The 19,369-nt window shown below is 44.1% G+C and carries 22 protein-coding genes; 15 read left to right on the top strand and 7 right to left on the bottom strand.

All coding sequences use genetic code 11. The features are described from left to right. Window positions 1–104: 104 nt before the first annotated feature. Both AOC28_RS06925 and AOC28_RS06920 read left to right on the top strand, forming a co-directional pair. Window positions 105–323: a helix-turn-helix transcriptional regulator gene (locus AOC28_RS06925; RefSeq protein ID WP_072583248.1), complete on the top strand. Its 219-nt coding sequence runs from the start codon at window positions 105–107 to the stop codon at window positions 321–323. A 70-nt stretch (window positions 324–393) separates the two neighbouring features. Next, window positions 394–1,017 carry a hypothetical protein gene (locus AOC28_RS06920; protein WP_072583247.1) on the top strand — a complete coding sequence of 208 codons (624 nt, stop codon included), beginning with the start codon at window positions 394–396 and terminating at the stop codon, window positions 1,015–1,017. A gap of 300 nt (window positions 1,018–1,317) precedes the next feature. On the opposite strand, the gene AOC28_RS06915 is transcribed toward AOC28_RS06920, so the two are convergent. Continuing rightward, window positions 1,318–2,046 carry a nucleotidyl transferase AbiEii/AbiGii toxin family protein gene (locus tag AOC28_RS06915; protein ID WP_072583246.1) on the bottom strand — a complete coding sequence of 243 codons (729 nt, stop codon included), beginning with the start codon at window positions 2,044–2,046 and terminating at the stop codon, window positions 1,318–1,320. After that, window positions 2,033–2,542, bottom strand: a complete 510-nt coding sequence (locus tag AOC28_RS06910; protein ID WP_237767763.1) for a helix-turn-helix transcriptional regulator — start codon at window positions 2,540–2,542, stop codon at window positions 2,033–2,035. Before AOC28_RS06910 ends, AOC28_RS06915 begins: the two co-directional genes overlap by 14 nt. Window positions 2,543–2,630: 88 nt before the next feature. Between AOC28_RS06910 and AOC28_RS06905 the strand changes: the two genes are divergently transcribed. Then, on the top strand, window positions 2,631–4,199 hold the full coding sequence (locus AOC28_RS06905; protein ID WP_072583244.1) for a DUF5677 domain-containing protein: 1,569 nt from the start codon (window positions 2,631–2,633) through the stop codon (window positions 4,197–4,199). 322 nt (window positions 4,200–4,521) lie between these two features. Here the strand turns inward: AOC28_RS06905 and AOC28_RS06900 are convergent, their stop codons facing one another. Further along, a complete protein-coding gene (locus AOC28_RS06900; RefSeq protein ID WP_072583243.1) occupies window positions 4,522–5,139 on the bottom strand; it encodes a hypothetical protein in 618 nt (205 codons plus the stop codon). Between the two features lie 110 nt (window positions 5,140–5,249). Then, window positions 5,250–6,338, bottom strand: a complete 1,089-nt coding sequence (locus AOC28_RS06895) for a glycosyltransferase (protein WP_072583242.1) — start codon at window positions 6,336–6,338, stop codon at window positions 5,250–5,252. 661 nt (window positions 6,339–6,999) lie between these two features. Here AOC28_RS06895 and AOC28_RS06890 point away from each other — a divergent pair. Both AOC28_RS06890 and AOC28_RS06885 read left to right on the top strand, forming a co-directional pair. Next, entirely contained in the window at window positions 7,000–7,188 is a 189-nt protein-coding gene (locus AOC28_RS06890; RefSeq protein WP_072583241.1) for a hypothetical protein, read from the top strand. 30 nt (window positions 7,189–7,218) lie between these two features. Then, entirely contained in the window at window positions 7,219–9,537 is a 2,319-nt protein-coding gene (locus AOC28_RS06885; protein ID WP_072583240.1) for a hypothetical protein, read from the top strand. Between the two features lie 38 nt (window positions 9,538–9,575). Here AOC28_RS06885 and AOC28_RS06880 read toward each other — a convergent pair whose 3' ends face one another. The 3 genes from AOC28_RS06880 to AOC28_RS06870 form a co-directional block, all read right to left on the bottom strand. Then, the gene (locus AOC28_RS06880; protein ID WP_072583239.1) at window positions 9,576–10,280 is read right to left on the bottom strand and encodes a hypothetical protein; all 705 of its coding nucleotides are present in this window, start codon (window positions 10,278–10,280) and stop codon (window positions 9,576–9,578) included. Continuing rightward, window positions 10,271–10,684 (bottom strand): hypothetical protein, encoded by a 414-nt coding sequence (locus AOC28_RS06875; protein ID WP_083564272.1) that lies wholly within the window; start codon window positions 10,682–10,684, stop codon window positions 10,271–10,273. The genes AOC28_RS06880 and AOC28_RS06875 overlap by 10 nt, the downstream gene beginning before the upstream one ends. A 128-nt stretch (window positions 10,685–10,812) precedes the next feature. Next, window positions 10,813–11,286, bottom strand: coding sequence for a type II secretion system protein N (locus AOC28_RS06870; protein WP_158009040.1), 474 nt, complete (start codon window positions 11,284–11,286; stop codon window positions 10,813–10,815). Window positions 11,287–11,573: 287 nt separating this feature from the next. Between AOC28_RS06870 and gspG the strand changes: the two genes are divergently transcribed. The 10 genes from gspG to AOC28_RS06820 all read left to right on the top strand — a co-directional run bounded on the left by gspG (window position 11,574) and on the right by AOC28_RS06820 (window position 19,368). After that, window positions 11,574–12,008 (top strand): type II secretion system major pseudopilin GspG, encoded by a 435-nt coding sequence (gspG, locus tag AOC28_RS06865; protein ID WP_072583429.1) that lies wholly within the window; start codon window positions 11,574–11,576, stop codon window positions 12,006–12,008. Further along, the gene (locus AOC28_RS06860) at window positions 11,983–12,648 is read left to right on the top strand and encodes a prepilin-type N-terminal cleavage/methylation domain-containing protein (protein WP_072583236.1); all 666 of its coding nucleotides are present in this window, start codon (window positions 11,983–11,985) and stop codon (window positions 12,646–12,648) included. The genes gspG and AOC28_RS06860 overlap by 26 nt, the downstream gene beginning before the upstream one ends. Then, window positions 12,645–13,073, top strand: a complete 429-nt coding sequence (gene gspI, locus AOC28_RS06855) for a type II secretion system minor pseudopilin GspI (RefSeq protein WP_072583235.1) — start codon at window positions 12,645–12,647, stop codon at window positions 13,071–13,073. Before AOC28_RS06860 ends, gspI begins: the two co-directional genes overlap by 4 nt. Before the next feature lie 214 nt (window positions 13,074–13,287). After that, entirely contained in the window at window positions 13,288–13,944 is a 657-nt protein-coding gene (locus AOC28_RS11515; RefSeq protein WP_072583234.1) for a DUF6088 family protein, read from the top strand. Next, entirely contained in the window at window positions 13,931–14,872 is a 942-nt protein-coding gene (locus AOC28_RS06845) for a nucleotidyl transferase AbiEii/AbiGii toxin family protein (RefSeq protein WP_072583233.1), read from the top strand. Before AOC28_RS11515 ends, AOC28_RS06845 begins: the two co-directional genes overlap by 14 nt. Before the next feature lie 102 nt (window positions 14,873–14,974). Further along, on the top strand, window positions 14,975–15,208 hold the full coding sequence (locus tag AOC28_RS06840) for a hypothetical protein (protein WP_072583232.1): 234 nt from the start codon (window positions 14,975–14,977) through the stop codon (window positions 15,206–15,208). 203 nt (window positions 15,209–15,411) lie between these two features. Further along, complete coding sequence (locus AOC28_RS06835) at window positions 15,412–16,200, top strand: prepilin-type N-terminal cleavage/methylation domain-containing protein (protein ID WP_072583231.1); 789 nt, start codon at window positions 15,412–15,414, stop codon at window positions 16,198–16,200. Beyond that, window positions 16,197–17,171: a type II secretion system minor pseudopilin GspK gene (gene gspK, locus AOC28_RS06830; RefSeq protein ID WP_158009039.1), complete on the top strand. Its 975-nt coding sequence runs from the start codon at window positions 16,197–16,199 to the stop codon at window positions 17,169–17,171. The genes AOC28_RS06835 and gspK overlap by 4 nt, the downstream gene beginning before the upstream one ends. 38 nt (window positions 17,172–17,209) lie before the next feature. After that, entirely contained in the window at window positions 17,210–18,628 is a 1,419-nt protein-coding gene (locus AOC28_RS06825) for a type II secretion system protein GspL (RefSeq protein WP_072583229.1), read from the top strand. Further along, a complete protein-coding gene (locus AOC28_RS06820; RefSeq protein ID WP_072583228.1) occupies window positions 18,625–19,368 on the top strand; it encodes a type II secretion system protein M in 744 nt (247 codons plus the stop codon). Before AOC28_RS06825 ends, AOC28_RS06820 begins: the two co-directional genes overlap by 4 nt. The last annotated feature ends 1 nt before the right edge of the window (window position 19,369 follow it).

The raw sequence follows: 19,369 nt of genomic DNA, 5'->3' as shown, positions 1-19,369 counted from the left end.
ATATTTAAAGATAAATTTAATCTTCTATAGATGATTATAAATATATTTTGATCTTTTGCAAGTCTTTTATACTATTTAATATAAAAATTAATCATTAGCAGGTTATTTTGAGAGTTTATCTATCCAGATTACTTGGAGAGCATAAGAAGAAAATTTCTGATGTCGCCAGGGATACCGGCATTAATCGCGGGACGCTAACTAGGATGTATTACGAAGATGCTGAGCGCGTGGACTTGGAGGTATTGGATATCCTTTGCCAGTATTTTGGGTGCTCCATCCAGGACTTGCTTGAACCAGAGCAACCTAAAGCAAAGTTGAGCTAAGCTAAGCTAAGCCAGTCTTTAAGGAGGGCATTACAAGAGAATGAATTTTTAAAATGGCATCGATAGTTATATGAAGCATTCCGTAACTAAGTTCACAAGCCTCAAGGTTGCGCTCAAAGAATTGAAGCCGTTTATTAAGGACGGGACTCATTTGCAATCAGGAAGACCATTCACACTATTTGGGGGTATGCGCTCTAGAGAGGCCCTTGCAAACTGGTTGATATGTGCAGTACTCAATTTTGAATACAAAGCAGAAAAATATTTTTTCACTAGCGATCCCACTGGAGCTGACGGTATTGTTGTTAATTCGGAGACGGGCGCAACGTGGTTAACTGAGCATGTAATGGTTCCCCAGTTACGTAATAGCAGAGAAAGGAATAAAGATATTGTGACTAGGGTTGTAGAGGCTGTGAATTCAAAACGAGACAAAGGCGGATTAGCATACGCATCAGGTAAGCAGCTCGTTGTTTTTTTGGATGATTGTCGAGGTGAGTGGCGACCAAATGAAGTCGCAAAACAGCTGCCACAGCCGTTGTATTTTGAAGATGTATGGGTGGCTGGCTTGCAGATTGCTGATGCGGGTGAATATTGCTACGGTATTACTCAGCTAGTTTCCGCTTATGAGAACGCTCCTACATGGACCTTGAATATTAATAGGGGCTTCGAAGCCTGGAGCATCCATAGAATTCAGTAGTTGACCCTGCTTCATTTAGAGTAATTTAAGTTAAGCGTCCCGCAACTAGAGGCTTATAGACAGACGATTCTGCATCCTCTGCCCTTTCGAGCGTTACTGAGTAAGACCTAACGAATGTATGGACCAGCCAGACCCCTCTTTGCAGCAGAACATTTGATAGGCAGCTTCTTTAAAGTAGGCATGTCAGGCCAGCAGACTTTTGCCTAGCAACCTAACTACGCGCGCTATGCGGCATTAGCATCCCATAGGTTTTCTCAGGCGCTCCAATGATAATTTTGATTTGGGGTGCAACTCAATCAGCTAAGATGGGACTCGCTTGGGCAGCACTCTAAGTAAGTTGTTGAGTTGTTTCCAAACAGTGGCTTTAGGCACATTCACATCCATCACCATCATGCAGCGATCTAACCAGCTGTTATCGTGGTCTTGCAGGCGGTTAATCGATTTTTCAAGTGACTGAAGTATGGATTGTCCATAAGGCTTTTCGGCTTTGACTATCGCATCCCTTAGCAATGGGAGTGACGGATTCATCATTGCCAGATCGATAATGTCTCGACTAAATACCCCATCGTCTCTCCAGCGATCTGCATTAGCGAGTAATTTACTGGTTGCCATATCCAAAGGGCACAAGGTAGTAATTCCGCATATTTCATCTTTAGCCCCGGGAATTGCTAATACGATTCGCCCTTCTAGAACAATTTCAAATTTGATTGTGCTGTTGCCTATCTGTACTTTCGTTCGAATGCCATACTGATCAGCGCGGATATCCCCGATTTGTTCCAGAGGATTTGCATCTGCGCGAACGATCGCAGAAATTCCTGCTGGGCTGGTGAGTAGTTCTCGTAAGGTGCGATACTGATCAAGATTCGATATCAAAAAATCGATATCAACAGATTCTCTATATTCGCCATAACGTAGTGCCATTGCCGTGCCGCCCGCAAAGTAACATTCATGATCTTTAAGGAGTGGCCCATTTAGCGCTTGAAGTACCTGAGCAATCTTCTGATGGTGCGGGCGTTTAAAGTTTTGCATGATATTCTCCGAGGCCTAAATGGAGTGCTTCAACTAATTCTTTCTCATGGGCAGTTAATGAGCCCTCATCTATATGGCGCCAATTGCGATCGTAAATGCTCAGTGCTTCAGTTGGGGTTAGTTCGTCGGTGCCGTGTACCTGCCAAGCAAGTTGTTTGAGTTGTGGGTAATCAGCTAGTCGTATGCGCGCAGGTATCCAGCCACGATGATCATCATCGCGGCGTGGTGCTGTAGCCTCTGGAAGTTCTATGGGGACAATTCCAAAATTGATCCCTAAAGCCGTCATGGCGTTGAAGTAAGCGCCCATGGTGACAGAGGGTTCGCCAGTTTCAATCCTATGTAGGGTAATGCGTGACATTCCAGCGGCTTGCGCAGCCGTTGTTGCACTAATGCTTAGCGCTTTGCGATAAGCTCGGATTTGCTGACCAAGGGCCGCAAGCTTGTCTGCTGTTGCTTGAGTAAGGTGATTTGGGCGTGCTGGCATAATGTATCTCATTATATACATTAATACTTAAATGTCAATAATGAGATACATATTTATATAAATGATGTTAAGCTGATAGAAGTAACTTGGGGCAAAAAGTATGGCTAGAGGCGCTAAAAGGAAAGTCAAGAAATTAAGGGATCGTGAAGCTAGGCGGCAGGATTCGCGTTTCTCTTCGCTAAATATCAGCATGCTCGGTGACCATAAGCATGTTGGTAGCAGGCTGATCCCTCCTCTAGCGCAGATGGACAAAATGAAGACCTCATCGTGGGTTGATCAGCATATGCCAGAAATGCTATGGGCAGTTTTGTTGACGGGCGTATTGGAGCGTCGCGAATATCTTGATATTTTTCGAAAGATGGCGGCACATTGCCGCCGCTGGTTCCTGCAGGAAAGTGGCGAGAGGATCGACGAGAAACCAGTCGATCCAGATGTGGGTTTTGATTTCACAATTATGGTCGATCAAACCAAATTGGCGGAAGTTAGCGATCAAGAGTTCCATGATTTTATTTCACTAGCTTTAAACCATCCTCTTGGGTGCGCGGCATTAAGGCCAATTCTTCTTATACAAAATCTTCCTGGACTTGAAAGGTGGAGAGCTGAGCTTAATGTGGAGCCCAATGATGAGGATTGGAATACGCTGGCCCTAGCAGTTGCAAAAGTATTCGACCATCAGTCGGAGGCATCTACTGATATTCGATGGTTCAAAGTGATTATTCCTATTATTTCAGGTCGAATGCAATTTCCTTCTTCGTTTGCAGAGACGCTTGAAGACTTCAGGCTTTTCCCAGACAGAGGCGATATGCGATCTGTTCGCCCTTCAATTCGGGCGATGGAAATGACGGTCCGGCGGAGTAATCCAGGGGAATGGATTGAAAAATTCTGGGCTCAGGCACTTCATGATACCCGCTGTATTGATCCATCAGCGGAAGAGCTCTATAAGTTCATTGATACTGAAATAGACTGCAATGCTTTATATGCAGCCAGAGATAGTGTTGTTGAAAGTTTTAGGAAAAACATCCGGGCAGGACGTGTAGATGCCCGATTAGATTCTGCATTTGGGTTGGTTCTGTATGGGTTGAGCATTCTTGAAGAGATTGGGATGCATCGTATTCATGCGCGGATTATTGGTGTTATTTCGCTTAGAGCCATAGTAGAGAGTGTCATTACGCTTAAGTATCTTGCAAGCTTAGATTCGCCAGTAATGTGGCAGTCTTACCGCGTTTACGGCGCAGGCCAAGCAAAGCTGGCATTTTTGAAGATTCAGCAAACACACGGGGATCTGCCACTCTTTATGGATGAGGGGGCTCTCCACTCAATGGCTAATGAAGATATGTGGCAAGAGTTTTTGGATATAGATGTTGGTCACTGGGCTAGCAGTAACCTAAGAAAACTGGCGAATGACTGTGGCGCTAAGGATGTTTACGATAAGTACTATGATTGGTCGTCTGGCTTTATTCATGGGAATTGGGCCGCGGTGAGGGATACCAATTTTGTAACTTGCCATAACCCACTTCATCGACTGCATCGCATACCAAGAGTGGCCCATAGAAGTCTAAACTCGGTGGAGCCGGACGCAATCAACCTAGTTAACGATATGATTTCCATCCTTGAGACACTCTTTCCAGATGACAAGCTATTACTTCGCGTCTCAAGTAATGGTAGTTAATTACTTTGGGTATCGGCTGAAATTGCTTGAGAGCCTAACATTTTTACAATCTAGATTGAGTTGTTAAAGCGTGTCCACACACTCTTTAAAAAATGACGCAATCTCCATTTGCCTCTGAATTAAGAAAATATATTCAAAACTTTTTAATTTTTTAAAGCGAGCAAAATCGTTTTTGAAGTCCATTTTTTGTTCTGAAATCGCAAAATTGACCCAAATCTTTTTTCGACCTTGGGCGCTCTAAAGCAAATTTCAAAAATGTGACTTTGCCATGGGTCTATATGGTATATGGACCAGAAGGCGATAAGCCTGCTAACACCATGTATCAAGTATTTCTTGGGGTTGCAGCTACAGCCGGCCCTCCCTTGGGAGTAATTCTGAGTTTATTGCCTTTATACAGTGTCTCTATATCTATATTTTTTGCAATAGAGAAAACTTGCTCACCAAGAACCTTTTGTTTTTCAACAATATATTGTTGGGCAAATTCAGCTAGTCGCCCTAACTGCTCAATCCCATTTATATCATAGGCTGTAAGTGAGCTTGTTAAGTATGCCAATCCAGTTACTTCACGGTTGGAGGAGTTTTCGGGGGATAGAGTGGCTCCAATTATCATCTCTTCGCAAGCATTTACAGAGTGTGCAATGTGTTTATCTCTAGTATCTTTGTATTGCTGGTGGCAAATTATCGGCTCACCAGGAAGTGACTTGTAAATGTCGCTTGTTAAAGAGATTCTCTTGCCAGAAGTAAAGCAGCGGATATAGATTACAAGTGCGGCAGTGAATAGTCCTCTCAAGACCACTTCATCCTTACTTCCCTCATTTAGCATTGAAGATAAGGCTCTGGTTGATTTGATGACAAATTCTAAATCCTGAAAAATTGATGCGGTCTCTGCTAGCTCAAGTGCTTCTGGAAATTCGAGCTTAGAAATTGGCATGTTGTGCATAGCCTTTATCCTATTTCAAAAGCATTAAGAGGTCTCTATTCCTGGATCTTTTCATACTAAAAACAGGGCTTTTAATTGGATATCCATGAGTCAGAATAGACGACATAAAGCTAATTAATTGGATGCATCCAGGTCGGAGTTTTGAAGCACACAATTCTTTTATAGAGCCATACATAGCTGAATATATAAACGGTAAAAAATCCCATCAAAATAGGGGTTGATTGCCACCAAAGAATTGCCGGAATAATGGCTAGACTGGTTAGCATCCAAAGGTAAGGTGATGTTCTGGCGTTTGCTGTAAACCAATCGTCTTGTTTTGCGCCACTTTTTCCTGAACTCAGGACGCGTCTAAAAATTAATGAATGAAAGTGAATGCCATCGGGCTGACCAGGGCTCTTACCTTGGTGAATTTTCCTGCGATAGATCGTAAATAGGGTTTCTAGGATTGGATAGCCGTTCACTAGCAAGGCAAACCATGGGGATACGTTGCTATGTCTCGATACCAGCATGATGCTAATAATGGCAATCCAAAAACCTATCAAATAAGCGCCACCATCACCGAGAAAGATAAGTCCTCTGGGGTAATTCCAAACAAAGAAGCCAAGTATGGCGGCCACCATAATAAAGCTTAAGGAAATCAATATTGGATCAGCAAGTACGTAGCCCATGTATCCAAGTGCCATAAGGGTAATCATCCCCACCATGCTCGAAAGACCGTTGAAGCCATCAATGATGTTGTAGGCATTTGATAGTCCAGTTACAGCAAATACAGTAAATACAATTGCAATTGGCGAAAATCCTAAGAGGTAATCAACCCCAGGTATATCAAGCTTGGCGATCTGAATGTTTAAAAGATTGATTGCTAAAAGTGCACCAATAGCCACGAACAAAAGCCTCATACGCACACTAATTTTTTTGGTGAGATCTTCTGTTAGTCCGGTGGCAAAGACTGGAATAGCGCAAATGAGAATGGTTGATTCAATGACGGAAGTAGGTTGTGCTTGAAGCTTCAGAAGTATGGCAATCAAGATGCCTAGGGCAATACCAATGCCCCCAATTCTTGGTACGGCTTTCTTATGGAACTTTTGGGGGCCCGATAAATCAGAGTCTGCAGAGATATGGCTATGTAGATGCTCAAAACGAATAATGAGCAAAGTTGCAATAAAGGATGCAAAAAAGGCGGACAGTAGACCAATCATGAGTTGATTATAAGTTCCAAAATCATTTGTTGAAAATGAAACTCAGTAGACATCCTGGCTTCCTGCTAGGGCTAAATGAACGGTGGGAAAGGGTTTCGATTCATTAGGTGGGTTGGCTATTCTCGAATTGTCTTGTGCCAATCATCCAATTCCGTCAAATCAATGCGTAATTACCTGATAACGAGATCTTTAGCTTGGTTTACCCTAATTCTTTGGGTCATTACTAAAGGGGGTTGGCATGCTGTCTATTGAATATGTGAACAAAAGAGTACGCCTATTTAGACTGGAATTGAGCCCACTGATTTTAGCTGTCATTGGGGTTTTGGTCGTTATTTGGCATCTGTTAAGTTTTTTGCGGATCCTTAAATAGTAGGGCAAGCGCTTATTAGCTCAAGGTAGGGGCATTTAAATGCGCTTGTGCTTTTAGGAATTCCTCATTTTTATATGTTTTTGCACGGCCATTTGCTGGCTCAATAACTCCAAACACGCATGATTACCCTGATCTAAGCGTTAATTTGTGCCGCCATCACCTTTTTGGGGCTTCTTTTCATATTTCTTACGATTAATTAGTTATAAATTTTGGTATATTACTGAAGAATGTCATTTTTATGACCCTGTTCCTCATTTCGCTTAAAAAGAGAAAAAGAAAGAGAAAAAGACTATGTCTAATCGAAATTCCAATATCAACATCTTCCGTAGCTTCTTGCTAGTGGGGTTGGTGGCACTAGGTTTATCAGCCTGCGGTGGTGGCGGTGGAGGTAGTAGCAGTGCATCTACTACGCCAAGTGGAGCAGCAACATCTAACTACACATTACCTACTGCTATCTCAGCGGTTCCTCCCCAAAAATAATGCTTACTCTTCTTAACGGGATATTGTTCAATGAATAAATCGATTCAATCTCTTTTAATTGGTGCGCTGGTCTGCTGCGGAATCAATGTTTCTTCCGCCGCCAGCTACCCAACGCCGCCTGCAAACTCTGCATACATGACGAATCAACAAACGTCATATGCCAAGGATCCAACAAGCGGCACCTTTAGTGGTGCCGGCAATATTAGCTGCATGATTAATCTCATGGCACCTGAGCAAAACGTAGGGGCTGGTCAGTATGTTGCTTTAATTGACCAGAATCTCTGTAATGACACCAGTACTAGCACCACTTCAGGGGGTTCAGTCGGCTCGGATCCATCATGGGTTAATGCAGTGTTGACAGTAACTCAAAATGCCGACTCATCAATTGATGTTATCGGCAGTCTTTTTATTCAAAAAGATGGTGATGGCCGTAAAAAGAATATTCAGATTCATGGCACTGTTTGGGGTGACGCAGCGGTATACGCTCCTTATGGTAAGTGGACAATGAAGTTTTGCAGTTCTCTCGCCTCTTCAGCGGCTGGTAGCTGTGATGACGGTTCTGGATATGTTTCAGTAGACACCACAGGTATCACCACTTATCAGATAAATGGCGGCAATCATCAGGCGGGTACTGTGGTTTATACGTCTCTCACTACTGGCTACGGCATCATTGACGATACGAGTAATAGTCCAAAAGTGAGTGGTAGATTTCGCTTTGGTAATGGTATTTACCTTTGGAACGATACGCAGTCAGGTACACAGTCTTGCTATGACCCAAGCTTAAGTAATCCCAATGTGCAGTACTCAACATGGCAAAATTATTTATACGACCAAAACACTGGCGCTAAGCTTGCTTACACAAACTCAGGATTTTTTATTAGTGAGCATGGCTCAACTAACCAGATTGGTGAAGCAAACTATGATGGCTTGAATTTCTGGTCTCAAGATACGCCGGCTCAGCTCAATGCAACAACTGTAGATGGCCCAGATGGAACTGCATACACCGTTCATAAGATGCCGGGCACCTTAAGAAAAGTCACAACCAATGTGGGTAATTTTGACCAATTGGATGGCTTGGGTATTAATTTTGGATTCTGGGGCGACCAGGTTAATGGTGTTTATGGAAATATTGCGATCGTTAAACAGATTTGTAACTTAAGTGCATGCCAGTCTTTAAGCTCTAGTAATAATATTGGGCTTATCGGTACTTGGTCGAAAAGCACGAGCAAATTTACTTTCACAGGATTTGCTGACTGGAATAACAACGGCTCAATTACAAACTTTCCCTCTACCGAAGTGAGCTTTTCTGACTTGACTGACAGCACCTACAAAATTCGGGGTGGTGGTGGTTGGATCAATGGTGCAAATACCAATTACAACTTCCAAATGTCGCAATGGAATTGCAGTGGCGGCTCATGCGCTTACAGCACCTACACACCAGCAACTGCACCAGTTATAAAGCAGTCTCAGCTCAATATCAAACCTTCCGAATTAGCAGCGCAAACCCTCTATTGTGTTGGCGGAACCTGCCCAGCATGGACAACGACTTTGACCGATGTGAACACCTTTAATGGTAGTCCAAGTGCGAGTAAGCAAAATATTGGATGGGATCCAGCTACAGGCGCACCAACAATTGGTGGACATGCGATTGATTGGACATCAAGTACTTTGAATCCAAATCAACAATCCCACTTCTACAATTTGTATACCGCTGATAATTTATCAGCTATGGCTTGTACAGCAAGTGGTGGTGTAGCTGGAGCGGCTTATTGCTCTAATCTCATCAGCAGTCCATCCAGTGGAAGTACTACTTACTACACATGGCAGTCTGGTGGTCAGTGGGATAACTATGCTTATTTAACCAATCCTAGTGGTAGTTCACCGACCTTTGATCCGCCAATTAACTTGAGCTATACAGTTCCAGCGTTGCCTGGGAACACTGCATCTTATGTTGGCGGAACCATTAGCTTTCAATCTCCACAGCCTGGCAATTTATGGGTTCCAGGACATTGCATTGATAGTTCTGGTGCACAAGCGGCTTGTAATTCCAATAATCAATGGGTGAGTGATGTGAACATTCCGTTTGCGCAAGATGCAACTGGTACTGTTAATAAAACAAACTCTGATGGATCTGCCACTTCAACGAGTTATTACGTTAAATGGTTGCAACGTGGCGTGTATTTCACAACGTTGCCAATGGCTCAATGTAGCAGCTTGGATTTATCTGTAGTTGGCGGTCTGACATTGCCTGGCTCTAGCTTGATTGATCCCACTGTGGCGCAACAGCCAGTTCCTGCGCAAAGCGTGTTTCAGAGTAAACCAAGTGTAGTGAATGGAGCTGCGCAATAATCAGTATTGCTTGAGGGCTCTTTAGTGGATCTCTCAACTTAGTTTGAATGTGTGGGCTGTCCTAATATGCGAATATTGGATAGCCCATTTTTATTCTCTTGCCAGCGAATGGGCGTCCCAGAAAGCATTCCCCGAAGCTCCTGTTGAAGTCCAGCTGGCTCGCAAGAAAGATAGGCTGCGGAAAAATCTTCATTCAGGCTAATCTCGCAGAAATATTGCCTTCCCCTTTGTGTTTGTTGGGCGTCAAAAGCAGCAATAGCTTGATTCAACTGAAATTGACGTTGCTGACTTTGAGCGCGTACCTGTGTCTCCCAACGCCGGTCTTTGGTATGGGATTCTTCTTGAGTGTTTGGGCTGGGCAATGATTTGTTGAGCGAAGAGCCAAAAAGATTTTGTCCAGGAGTGGGCCTCATAAAAAAGGGTGCATCGACTACTTTAGAGTTTGCTTGCTGATTGGTGGGGGTTGAAGATGTTTCTGGGGGTAGGGTCGTCGGTATCAGAGACTTGCTCTGAATTTTGTTTGCCTCTGATCCTTGTTCAGGGCTGTCATTTGCATTTAATAAGAAAATCTTGAGCCATCCATGACTTTTGCCAGTGGGTAGTGGCTCATAATGCGGTAGCATTTTCCAGGCCGCTATATGCAGGGCAATGCTTAGTATCAACGCAATGAGTATGGGGAACTCTAAGAGCCTCAGAAGAGCATGCCTCTTCAACATCTCTGGGCGGCGTAATGTTATTCCCATACCTTTAGCTTTAGTTGTAGCGATATCGCCCCATGCACCCGATCCCCAATAGTCGGAATAATGAAGACGTTGGCCCCAACCCACTCACCTTCCCAGGATAAGGCAGGCAGTGCTGCAGCAAACCAGCCGCCATTATTGGTTGCGGGATAGCCATTAAAACCTCCAAATACAGCGCCAATTTTGATTGGGCCAATAGCAATTGGTTGATAGTAGATGCCTGCATAGTTTGAGTAAGCGCGATCGCTGTTATAAAAGCGTCCTGCTGTTACTGAAGCAACGGTATTGAATCGATACTCTAGGCCTGCACCCCAATTACCACTGTTATAGTTTTTGCTTTGATCAAAGTGATAAGAAGCCATGCCTGGATTGATCCAAAGCTGGCTCTTGGTTTCTGGTTGAACCATGTGAAAGATATCATCAGATTCGGCGGCTAGGCAAATGCCAGAGTGTAGGGCTACCGCACTAAAGATAGCGGCTAAGATTGCCTGATGAAGCCGAGGGAGTGCGTTCGGTCTCATACTGACTGGAATGCTTATTTCTTATTAGAGCTACTAGTTTTATCGCTCTTATCTTTAGTGGCCTTGTTGAGCTTGAAACTCAGCCTCTGACCCTGATAGAGGAGGATGGCAGATTCATCACCAATGCTTTGCAGGCTCAAGCCCTTACCAATAGTTTCACCAACACTAATGGCATTGGTTGGTTTTCCATCAATCTCAAAAATAGCAAAGCCATCAAGTGAGCCATCAGGGTTTTTTGAGGTTGCTACAACGCCACGCAGATAAATATTCTCAGTCACCAGTGGCTTACTACCAAACAAAGCGTAGCCAGCAGTTGCATCCTGATTCGAATACAAAGTCAGGCCTTTAGAAATCCCATTACTTGGCTGATTTGGTGTTCCCGGAATTTGAACCAACCTCATGAGCCAATAGGTTGCTGAGATGGCGCATGCAAGCATCAGGAGATAGGTTACGAACTTGGTGAGATTGGCTGGGCTAGTAGGGATCAATCGGTTTAAGGAAATTGCCAAGGGACTTTGAGCATAGTTTGGCTTGCCCGATTTTGAGGCAGCGTCAGGTTCTTGCTTCGGGGCCTGTTTAGAGCTCTTTAGCCTGTCCTGTATTCGTTTGATAAATTCGCTCAAAGTGACAAAATACCTATAAAATTTAATTTAGTTTAAATCATTGAAAGCGCCACCATATGTCTCACTTTATTGCTCGCTTCATGTCTGCCAGTAAGCCTGCTTTTTTGACTCAAAAGTCACCCTCTAAAGCCTCTGGAGCTACTCGTTTTGCTATGTCCGCACCGAAAAAGGGTGGAGATGCTGGCTTTACCTTAATTGAGATCATGGTGGTGATCGCCATTATTGGTATTTTGGCGACTTTAATTGTTCCGAAGATCATGGGGCGCCCTGATGAGGCACGTGCGACAGCTGCTAAACATGATGTAGGCACTCTGGTGCAGGCATTCAAGCTTTATCGTCTTGATATCGGTCGCTACCCCACCACTGAGCAAGGCATCAGAGCATTGGTAGAAAAGCCCACTTCAGAACCTGTTCCGCAGAACTGGAAAGTAGGTGGCTATTTAGATTCCATTCCAAAAGATCCATGGGGTAATCCATATCAATATGCCAACCCAGGTACTCATGGCGAAATCGATGTCTTTAGCTATGGCTCAGATGGTAAGCCAGGCGGAACCGGAAACGATGCCGACATTGGCAATTGGCAGTAAGTCTTTAGTTGCATCTAAGCTAATTCGGTTGAATGTAGTGGCGAAGAGTATGTTGGCAAGCTATTCCTCAAAAATGAGAAGAGCTGTAGACGCTGGCTTTACCTTAATCGAGTTACTTGTTGCCATTGCCATCATGGCAGTGATGCTGGGTGTAGCCGTTTTAGCTATTCCAAATCATGATGAGCGTTATTGGAAAGACAATCTTGATCAACTCGTCTCATCACTCAATCTTGCTCAAGACGAAAGCGCTATGTCTGGTACTCCGATGATTGCGCAAATTGATTCAGCAGGCTGGCGATTTTTTGTTCCTAATAGTAACGGCGCCTATGGCTCTCAGGGATCTGCAGGGTCTATGAGCTCAAGTTCCAACGCAACTGGCGGCCAAGCCATCTCACTTGCTGGCAATGGTGCTGTAAGTCCAGTCAACAATCCTTCAGGTCTGATGCCTGATGTGTATCGTCCTCAGTCTTGGTATAAGCCTGTTGAGATTGCTCCACTCCAACTCACTTTAGGTGGCGAGCAAGTGGCGCAAGTTTTGCAAATCCCCATTAAGCAAGTCACCGGAAGTGGTGCTCAAGATACCAGGCAGGCAATATTGACCCGTAATCGTAATGGCCGTTTTAGTTGGACAAAGTTATGAGTGAATCCGATCACACTCATCAAGCTCTGCGCCATCGCAATGGCTTTGCACTTATCGAAGTGTTAGTGGGTTTAGCAGTTTTAAGCATTGCCATGCTTGCTGGTTTACGTGCGATTGCAAATGGTGCAGATACGCAACTCGCAGTCTCACAAAGAACCATGGCTTTATGGAGCGCTGACAATACGCTTTTAGATTTGCGTATGAGTCGTGCTTGGCCAGAACTAGGAACTACTACCTTTAGTTGCCCTCAAGCGACTTATGTTTTTGTCTGTCAACGCAAAGTGCTCAGCACCCCCAATCCAGCCTTTAGAAGAATTGAAGTCACTGTCTACTTATCTAGCCCGAGTAGCGCAGATGTAGCCAGCGGCCCCCGTCTAGCTTGGTTGACTACCGTAGTCTCCAATCCGTCTGGTGGTGTGATGTAATCCTGCTAGCGCAGTAATTTGCCTTGTTGCAAATAAGATGCACCCCTATTGGGAAAGCTTTCTGTGGATGGGGGAAGCATTACTTCCTAAAATCCTCCCTATGGTCTTAAAAAGCCGACCTCAGATGGTATTGGGTGATAAATGTCTAGGGACAATCTTGGTTGCAGTTTTGTAGGTGATACGCTAAAATTGCATGAAATTTCAATAAAAAATCATGCAAAAAGAGCCAGTAAAACCCTCCTTGAGTACCTCACCTGAAGTGCGCGATAGCGCATTGGGTAGACTTCGCTCGCATTTAAAGAGTGGCCATGTCTATAGAAGAGAAGACTTTTTAAGCGGCTCTAATGCGGTTGATCGCCATTTAAAGCAATTAGTTGATGCGGGTGATTTAGAAAAGCTTGCCCAAGGACTGTATTACTCGCCCAAGTCCTCAGCGTTTGGTAGGGTGCCTCCAAAGGACGAAGATCTAGTCGAAGCTTTTTTAAAAGATGAGAACTTTTTATTGCTTTCACCCAATGGCTATAACTCTTTAGGTCTAGGAACAACCCAGCTCTATAACAAGACCGTGGTGTACAACCATAAGCGTCATGGCATTTTTAAATTAGGCAATAGAAGTTTTGAATTTCGAGTAAAGCCGCGCTTCCCCAAAAAAGTGGATAAAGAATTCCTGTTGGTAGATCTATTGAATAATCTAGATTCGCTTGCCGAGAATAAAAGCGACGTATTGGCTATGGCAGAGAAACAATTAAATAAGTTTGAAACTGCTAAGTTGCAAAAAATGGTTAGTACTTATGGTGCAGGCAGAACTAAGAAGCGGGTTTCATCTTGGTTGCGTGCCCCCCAGAAAGCGGTACTTAATGCTATTGCATGACCACAAGGACTTCAGGGATCTGATTGCAGCAGTATCAGATGCTATGGGTATTGATCCTACATTGGTTGAAAAAGATTACTGGATCATGCATTGTCTGTGGGGAGTGCAGCAACAAGGGTTCGCATTTGAATTAAAAGGCGGAACTTCATTATCCAAAGGGTTTGGACTCATCCATCGCTTTTCCGAAGATATTGATATTCGTATTGAGCCGCCAGCAGGCATGGATGTTAAGACTGGAAAAAATCAAGATAAAGAAGTGCACATCAAATCTCGCGCAGACTATTACGATTGGGTTGCCAGTGAGCTTAAGATTTCTGGCATACAAGAAGTTATACGAGATCATGCATTCGATGATCAAGAAAAAATGCGCAGTGGTGGGATTCGCTTAAATTACCTATCTACAACACCATTGCTTAGTGGTTTAAAGGATGGCGTTTTATTGGAATTGGGTTTTGACGATACAGCACCAAATCAAGCGGTAGATATTTCATCATGGGCATACGATTATGCGATTAAGTACGTCAAAGGGCTTAATGACAATAGAGCTAAAGACGTCCTTTGCTACCTGCCAGAATATACATTTGTAGAGAAGCTGCAAACCATTGCTACAAAGTATCGTCAATACAAAGAAGGGAAGATATTTCCTAAGAATTTCTTAAGACATTACTACGATCTATATTGCCTCTTAGACTGTCCATCAGTGTTAGGCTTTATTAAGACTGATAGGTATCAGACTAGAAAGATAGAGCGTTTTCCCAAGTCCGATAACTTAGTCATTTCTCAAAACCCAGCTTTTCTTCTGAGTGATTCACAAGATCGAAAGTTATTTGAATCTGAATATCTAAAGGTAGCTAGCCTGTATTACCAAGGGCAGCCAAGTTTTGGCGATCTACTAAATCGCATTGGCCAGCATATACATAGCCTCTAAACATCAGCTTTTTAAATCAAGGACTGCTAGCAAAAATAAGTTTGCGAAATTCCGCCATGCCTATCAAAGAAGATATCATTCATTTATCAAGAGGAGTAGATCATGGATGCAGCTCACATCTTTAAAACTGGCCAAAGCCAAGTGGTAAGTTTTTCCAAGGAATATCGCCTAACTGAATCAGAGGTCGCTGCTCAGCATTTTGGCGGTGGACTTCTCCTTTCGCCCAAAAGTAGCCTCTTTACATTTATTTCTGCTTCTTTAGCCAGTTTTGAGCCGGGCTTGCAATTAATACGCGAGCAGCCAGAGCAACAAGGCCAGTCGGAGATTGCTTCTTGATTTTGCTAGATACAAGTTTGGTATCTACATCACCGATCAAAAACTTTCCTCTGTTTTGGAGCGCTTTAAGGGATTAAGCTCTAGTCACTAATATCAAAAAGAGTTTTCAATAGTGCCAGGATTGAGACCGGAAAAATAGGTTTGAGAGAGGTGAAAATTATGTCAAATCAACTCAGTCTTGCTGGATTATTTTATTGCGCAATATGATTAATCTAAAGCCGAATAAACAAGGGCTAAATTCACAAGAGCATGGCTTCGCTTTACTGGAAGTCATCGTTGCGCTCGTCATCATGGCTTTAGTAGGCTTAATGGCATGGCGCGGTATGGATGCCATGATTCGGGGGCGCGAAGTGATTGATCGACGCGCTAATCAAGATGCGGATTACTCACAACTCGTGCGCCAGTTTGAAAAAGATTGTCAATCGGTTTTAGTACGCGATGAGCTCAGTAGTTTGGCAAATTCTCAAGCGGGTGGTGGTGCTAACGGAGGTGCAGTTTCTGCTGTGGCATCTGGTGCTAAAAATATTTGGTTCTTACGTCGCTATCGCGCAGACAACGTAGACGCTTGGGTAATTGCTGGCTATGGCATGGGTCCTTCTGGATTGCAACGCTGGACCAGCAAGCCTTTATTGCAAAGATCTGATGCGGGCGCATTGTGGTTTGGCATCTCTCGTGATCCTGATTTGGCATCAAGTGATTTACTGTTAAGTCTGGAAGTACCCACAGTAGTACGCCAAGCATTTCAGGTGCAGACTTCGGTGCTCAGTGGTGCCGGTACCAGTGGCATTAGTGCCTCTGGCACTGGAAGCCCCAACGCTACTACTAATGCTTCTACCTCCACTGCCACCACTCCCTCCACCAATCCTCCTGCTAACAGCGCTCCTAATGTCAGTAATTTACTTCCTGAACAACAGGGTGTTGTCATGCAGTGGTGGATTAAAGATGTTGCATTACCCATTACACGATCATGTTTAATGGGAGGTGCTCTGTGACATCTTTAAGAGTGCGCTCTTTACTTCCTATGTGCAATTCATCTCATCGCGAGCGTGGCTCAGCAACAGTGACTGCATTGATTGTGGTGGGTGTGGCTGCTGTACTTTTAGCGGGCTTGATGTGGCGTCAGCAAATTCAGATTCGAACTCTTGAGAATGCACGTGATCAAGTACAAGCGCAGTGGTTGCAACGCGCAGCAATTGATTTTGCTCGCCTGGTCTTAGTGGAAGATCAGCGCAATAGTCAGATTGACCATTTGGGTGAAGCTTGGGCTTTGCCCCTTGCCGATGGAAAGGTAGCGGATTTCTTAAAGAATACGGATGTGCCAGACGAGATAGCTGCAGTCACTTTGCAGGGGCAACTCATCGATGCTCAAAGTCAGTTCAATCTAGCCAATCTCTGGGATAAGAGTTTTAAAACAATCAATCCCCCTGGGGTGCAGGAGTATGGACGCCTCCTTGACGCTTTGGGCTTAGATAAAAGCCTGGCCCAGCAGACTGCTCAGGGTGTTTTGCAGATGGATATGCCGATTTATGACTTAGAAGGCCTGCTAAAGCTGCCATCCTATAGTTCTGCCATTTTGGAACAGATAAGACCTTTTGTAACGATTTTACCGATTTTAACAACAGTTAACGTCAATACGGCTTCTACAGAGGTATTAATGGCAGCAATACCGGGGCTCACAAGGTCGGCAGCGGGGGCTTTTGTGCAGCAAAGGGCGGCAACCCCCCTCAAAAGCGCCGATGAAATTACCACCCTATTAAATAAGATGGGCGCCAGTCAGGGCATTACCCTAGATGCCTCCTTAGTCGATGTACGTTCCCAATTTTGGCTCGCCCGCTCAGAAATACGTATGGGAAGAGGTATATTTGTTAGTTCGGCACTAATTCAGAGATCCCAGAACCCCTTGCCCAGTGGTAATTTCACGCAAGTGATCTGGAGTAAGACTGGCAAAGTGATTTCTGACTGAATATCAGCAAATAAAGAACCATTCAAAGAACAAAGCATTTGAGCTTATTAATAGTACGTTGCCCCCTAAAACCATTTTCTGGTTCTGGATCCCCAGGGGATTCTGCTCGAGAGTGGTCTGAGCTTAATTGCGCAGAGCGATTTGAATGGTGCTTAGTTGAGGGTGACGATGCAACTCTAGAAACAGGCGCTTTTGAGTCTGGTATCGGCACTACCGAATCCATGCCTTATGCAGATGAAGTATTAGTCTTATTGCCGACAATCGATGTGCGTCTGATCGAAGCAAAAGTACCCTTGGCAAACGCCAAGAAGTTGCAACAAATACTTCCCAATCTCATTGAAGAGTATGTGCTCACTGGAGCGCAATTACTTGCAGTGCAAGCAATGCCGCCGATGCCAGGCAGGCCTGCATTACAAAGAGTCATTGCGCTCATTGATCGCGCATGGTTTGCATGGCTCACTAAACAACTAGAGAGCTTAATCAGTCAACGCGTTCGTTTAATTCCGGAATGTCTATTGCTTGCTATTCCAGATTCTGGGAATGTCTCTGACGTACCATCTATTGCTTATCAACGGGTTGAACAAGCTCTGATTCTGACTCGGCGTACTGGCTTACAGCTAGGCGTGGCCTGGGTTGAGAGGGCGGACGACCATGATGGTGACAGTATTACTCTTCCCAAAGTATTGCAGGACTCATCAGCGGTTGAGCTCTCTTGGAGCTGGTTAGCACCTAGTGCAAAACAGTTCTTAAAAGATAACGCATCATCTAAGTCAGCCAATTATTCTCTTAATTTGCTACCTAAAACATTTAGACGCGAAGCAGGTAAAGGTTTATCAAATCTATCTAATTACCTAAAGCGTAAACGCGTAGATGGAAACCAAGTAGTTAGTGCAAGCGCAACTTGGATAGACCCAGCAATCTGGCGTCAGTCTGCACAGTGGTCAAAGTATTTAATCGTCAGCATTGTTGCTGGATATCTCTTGCACTTAGGTTGGTTGGTAGTAGATAACTGGCGGTGGGGAAATCAAATCGAAGTCTTGGCAGCCCAGTCATTAACACCAGTGTCTATTACCAAATTTAATCAAGAAAAGGCGCAAGACAAATTACAAGATAAAGCCATAGGCATAAGCAGCTCGTCTGGAAATTCTGTAATCACTGCATTTACAAAACAAGTGACCCAAGACCAGCGACGCCAAGGCTTAGTATCGGATGCAGACTTTGCGCCAATGGCGGCCAAACTACAGCAACTCAAGACTGCCTTTGGGCCAGAGGTTTTGCAAAAGCTTGATTACGATGGCTACGCTATCAATTTTGAATTTAAGCCCGGGGCGCTAAAAGGATCAAATCAGCAGGCCAGCGCTGAAGTCATGCAAAAAGCCCGCTTGTTAGGCTTAATGGTTAAAGCGCTAAGCGCTAATCGCTATCGTCTAGAACCATATTCAGGGCTTGGACAATGAATCAAAGTCCACTAAATCAGTTCGCTGAAAAGTTATTTACTTTCTTGAAGAAGGTAAAGGAGCTATTGAGTAAAGATTACTCAATGCAAGATTTGAAGAATCTCAAATCTCTACCTAAAACACTGCAGCAGAAGTTTTCTGAAGTGCAGGGTGGCTTCAGTAAAACATCTGCAAGTGCCGCGCTGGTTTCATCATCCTCAAAGTTTGACATCAAGCAATTGCCATCTCTACTACAGCGCTTTGTAATTGAGCGACGCAATGCAGTTGTGCTGTTATTTGTAGTTTTACTATTATTACTAGTTAATTTGTTTGCTATTGCCCCATACAGTCAGCGCGTTCAGAATCAATTGGATATGCGTCCTGCACAATGGTCTCAATTGCAAAGCTTAATTAAGCTGGCTAAATCCTCAAGCTTCTCCTCTCAAGCTCCATCCTATAGTCCTGGGATTGCGACAGTAACCCTGCTGGACGATATGGAGATGCAAAAAATTCGGGGTGTATTGACCACGCGTGGTTTAAAGCCAAGCGTTCTTCGCCTAACTGCTGATAACCCTCCACGGATTGAGTTTCAAGCTAGTGATGCCATGTTCTCAGTGCTGCTTGATACGCTAGATGAGTTGCGTATGACCTGGCGCTTATATCCAGAGCAACTGAATGTCATCTCTACTAGTGGTGCAGGTATAGTAAATATCAGCGGTGTCCTAGTGCAGTACGGTGGTCAAGCCGGTATGAATAGGTAGA

Origin of the sequence: Polynucleobacter sp. MWH-Adler-W8, assembly GCF_001889925.1 — a bacterium.
Lineage (GTDB): Bacteria > Pseudomonadota > Gammaproteobacteria > Burkholderiales > Burkholderiaceae > Polynucleobacter.
This window is presented reverse-complemented; position numbering and strand designations above follow the sequence as displayed.